This is a genomic window from Bradyrhizobium sp. CCBAU 45394, from assembly GCF_028128655.1.
Lineage (GTDB): Bacteria > Pseudomonadota > Alphaproteobacteria > Rhizobiales > Xanthobacteraceae > Bradyrhizobium > Bradyrhizobium diazoefficiens.
Map to the genome: position 1 here is coordinate 1 of NZ_LBIX01000102.1, position 4,031 is coordinate 4,031.

Below are 4,031 nucleotides of genomic sequence, written 5' to 3' on the forward strand. Positions count from 1 at the left end.
CGCCACGCGGACAAAATAGCCGTCAAGCGTCAATCAAAAGGGCCGCAGAGCTGCGCTTACCATCGAGCAGACCTACACCAAAACTATCGAAACAATGGATGGACCGTGGAATGCTGAAATTCAGCCGCGGCCGAAGGGATTTGGCTGGACGTTCCACCAGGAGTTCAACGGACACACAGTATGGCGTCGGCCTCATGATGAGAATGCTCATACTGATAGGCGAAACTGGCGGAAACAGCGTGGAAGACGCTAATAAAACCGAGATGCGCGAGCCAACGCCGGGAGATGAGGCTCACTATTCAGAGAGATAGATGCGTTGAGGCGGTCACAAGTTTGTCAAGCGTGACTTCCAAGCAGCAACAACACGCACGACGATCACACGATCAGACGCTCGGAAAAATTGGTCTGGACAACGAGACTTGTCTTTGATCCTTTACACTTTAGGCACCCTCGCTTCCGCGCTGGCTTATCTTAAGCGGACGAAATGGACCTTTGTCGAAAGCCCGAAAACCAACCCGACGCGCGTTCAGTATAGTCGGGCAGTGCAGGCCGTGTGGCGACGGCACCGACCAGCGGCCCCGGACGGGGGCAACTCCAGTCTCGGCCACGGACTGGATACCAAACGCCAGGTCGCTCACCCGCTAGTTCAACTAGCGCAGCGCTAGCACAACTAGCGCCGGAGCGGCCTATTGTCATTTCCGCCTCCGGCGCATGACCGGAGTTGGCAAGATGGTCACCCCCCCTGAACAAGAAAGGCGCCCCCAGCTGGCTACTGGAGGCACCTCTTTTGGTCGAAAAGCCACGGCCGTCACTGGCCGCAAGAAATCCCCTAAGGAAGGCAGCGGCCCAAGTCCAGTCCCCACCGGCCCACTCGCCATAGCCCTCATGAACGACCGCCGGCAGATCGCCGGCCTGCCGATCGATGACGCCAGGCGAACGCCTACCCTTCCGAAGATTGCTTCCAAAGGAGGGGAACGGTGATGCACGGCAGCATTCCGCCATCCGAGCCTAACGTCGAAGCAGCCATCGATTTTCTAAGATGGCTTCGGCCTTCCGGTCCCTGGGTCATTACGGCTATCAAGCCCGATCGTGGTACCGTGACCAAAACATTCACCATCCATGACGATGAAGCCCTGCGCACATTCATTTGCTCACTGAACGTCCAGGGCCGCAATATTCACTACACGATCAACCGGCTTCGCTACCCTGTTACCAAGAAGCCGGCAAAGCGCGAGTTTGCCGCGGCTGAGTTCCTGCAGCTGGATGCCGATCCGGACGATGGCGAGAACGCAGAGCAGTTCAAGGCTCGCTTCCTTCCTCATCTCCGTGCCTTCGTCCCCCGTGCCAGCGCCATTGTTGATAGCGGCAACGGCATTCAAGTTCTATGGCGCCTAGACGTACCAGCGGAGGACGTCGGAGCAATTGAGACAGCCAATAGTGCCCTGATCCAGGCGCTGGGCGCGCCCAAGGGCACGCACAACATTGATAGGCTGTTCCGATTACCAGGAACGATCAACTGGCCGAATGCGAAAAAGCGGAAGGATGGAAGGCTCCCGCGTCTATCGTCCTTGATCAACCTCAACGACAGTTTTCATCCGCTATCGGATTTTCCTTCTTTGAAGAAAAAAAATAAGCAGGGAAAAAGCAGGCAGTCCCAAACTCGATCAAACGAGCTACCGCGCCGCTTGATCAACATGTTGCATGTCGCAGGTGCTGGGGCATACCAGTCTCGCAGCGAGGCGTTGTTCGCGTTCAATATCGGGGCGCTACGAGCGGGAACCGACCAACACGCAATTTTAGCTGCCTTACTCGATGACAAGTATGCTGGCTGCGGGATCTACCAGCACATCGCGGAGAATGGGGGCGAGGACTATGCTCGTCGCCAGATCGCCCGAGCTCTGGATAAAATTCGTACGACCACTTTTGAGCGCGACGATAAAAGTAAGATTATTCTCCGAAGCCAGAAGAACATCTTAACTGCGCTTGACAGCCTCGGCATCACGCTGCGCCACAATACGTTCGATGGCCGGATGACAGTCTTGGGTTTGGACGGGTTTGAGATACTAAATGACGCCGCCATTAATCGACTATGGCTGCAGGTCGAGGAGCAATTCAAGTTTCTCCCGCCGAATGATTTCTTCTTGATAGTAGTCACTGATGCTGCTCTGCGTAACTCATTTCATCCCGTGAGGGAGTATCTCAATCGACTGGAGTGGGATGGCGTCCCCCGCATCGACCGATGGCTCGTGACATACGGTGGGGCCAGCGACACCGAGTACGTGCATGCCGTGGGTGCGCTCGTGCTAATCGCGGCAGTGCGCCGGATCCGTGAGCCCGGATGCAAGTTCGATGAGATGCCTATCTTTGAGGGTCCGCAGGGGACAGGAAAGTCGAAAGCCCTCGAGGTCCTCGCGGTAAACCCAGATTGGTTTTCCGACGATCTCCCACTCGGCGCCGATGGCAAGCGGATGATCGAGCAGCTTGGCGGTCGATGGATCATTGAGGTCGCAGAGTTGAACGGAATGCGCAAAACCGAAGTGGAGCACTTGAAAGCTGCTCTTTCTCGCCGTATCGATCGCGGGCGAATGGCATACGGGCGCTTCACCACAGAGATGCCGCGTCAATGCGTCTTCATCGGCTCCACCAATGATCAAAAATACCTTCGCGACCAAACCGGCAATCGACGGTTCTGGCCAGTGGCGGTAGCGACCTTCGATACTGAAGCGCTTAAGCGCGACCGAGACCAACTCTGGGCGGAAGCAGCTGAGCGGGAAGCCCAGGGGGCGAGCATTAGGCTCGATCCTAACCTCTGGAAGGCGGCAGCCGTCGAGCAAGCAGAGCGCACGATCGAGGAGCCTTGGATCGACCAGATTGCGAGCGTGCTAGGGGACATGGAAGGAAAGCTGCCCGCCTCCGATGCTTGGGAAATCATTGGCCTGCCGGCGGGTCAGCGGACGCAGGAACATAATGTTCGATTGGGGAAGGCTATGCGTAGCTTGGGTTGGGATCGGAAGAAGCATCGGTTCGACGGGAAGCCGCACAACGGATACGTGAAAGGAGACGCAAAGGAGGCCACGCTGAAGCGTATTGTTGTTAAACGGACTGCGCAACAAGATGTATCGGCGAATTATGAGGATGGGCCATTTTAACGGTACCCGCTTGAAGCTTCGGCCGTTCCCGCTAGCGGGTACACTAGAACTCCTTTTGAGACAGGACCTTCTCCTAGTGTACCCGCTGTACCCCCTCATTTCTATAAAAGGAGATGAGAGGAGAAGCAGTATGAGCGAAAGATGGTGATCCGCCTATCCAGGTAGGTAAGTACAAGGGGTACAGGAGGTACAAGCGAGGACGATAGGACGGTCTTGCTCGTCGAACCCGGCAGGCCGGGTGCGGAGATACGACGCCAGTTCGGCTTGGCACTTTTCAACGCAAGTAGTTAGGCTTCCGTTGCCCGCAAGGTTTTCCTTAACCTATCACCGCAGGAACTGAGTGTGTTTGCGCGCCGAACCAAAGCTTCCTCCCATTCTCTAAAGTAGAGATCTCTAGAAATGAGCGCCAAACGTGGCAGAAAGCCGGGATCTCCGAAAACTGGAGGTCGTGTAGCCGGCACTCCGAATAAGGTCACGCGCGAACTGAAAGAGCTAGCTATGCAGTTCGTCCCGCGCGCTATGGAGCAACTTGCGGCGATGTCGATGGATGCCCAAAGTGAGGCCGCTAAACTCGGAGCGATCAAAGAGATTCTCGATAGGGCGGTTGGAAAGGCGCCGCAAGCAATGCTGCATTCGGGCGCTATCGGAACCTATGATCTGACGAGAGCAACTGACGACGAGCTCAACACACTTGTCACGATCTTGAGCCGGTTAGAAACTAACAATAGCGAGAATGAGAGCGGGTGAACCTCGTTAGATTTAACTTCCTCGAACGGCCGCCCAAAGCCTACTTTAGAGGTCATCCTGAAGTGGTCTGGGGCTGATCGCAGGCTAATCCTCAAGGAAGATTACTTCCGATAACAGCTCTTATCGGAAGCATTC

The 4,031-nt window shown here is 55.9% G+C and carries 3 protein-coding genes; all 3 read left to right on the top strand.

Going from position 1 to position 4,031, the window contains the following annotated elements; translation table 11 throughout:
• A partial coding sequence (locus tag WN73_RS12135) for a hypothetical protein (RefSeq protein WP_271552939.1) occupies positions 1-311 on the top strand: 311 nt, incomplete at its 5' end.
• A gap of 669 nt (positions 312-980) precedes the next feature.
• Positions 981-3,149 carry a virulence-associated E family protein gene (locus WN73_RS12140; RefSeq protein ID WP_271552941.1) on the top strand — a complete coding sequence of 723 codons (2,169 nt, stop codon included), beginning with the start codon at positions 981-983 and terminating at the stop codon, positions 3,147-3,149.
• Positions 3,150-3,548: 399 nt separating this feature from the next.
• Complete coding sequence (locus tag WN73_RS12145; RefSeq protein ID WP_271552942.1) at positions 3,549-3,896, top strand: hypothetical protein; 348 nt, start codon at positions 3,549-3,551, stop codon at positions 3,894-3,896.
• The last annotated feature ends 135 nt before the right edge of the window (positions 3,897-4,031 follow it).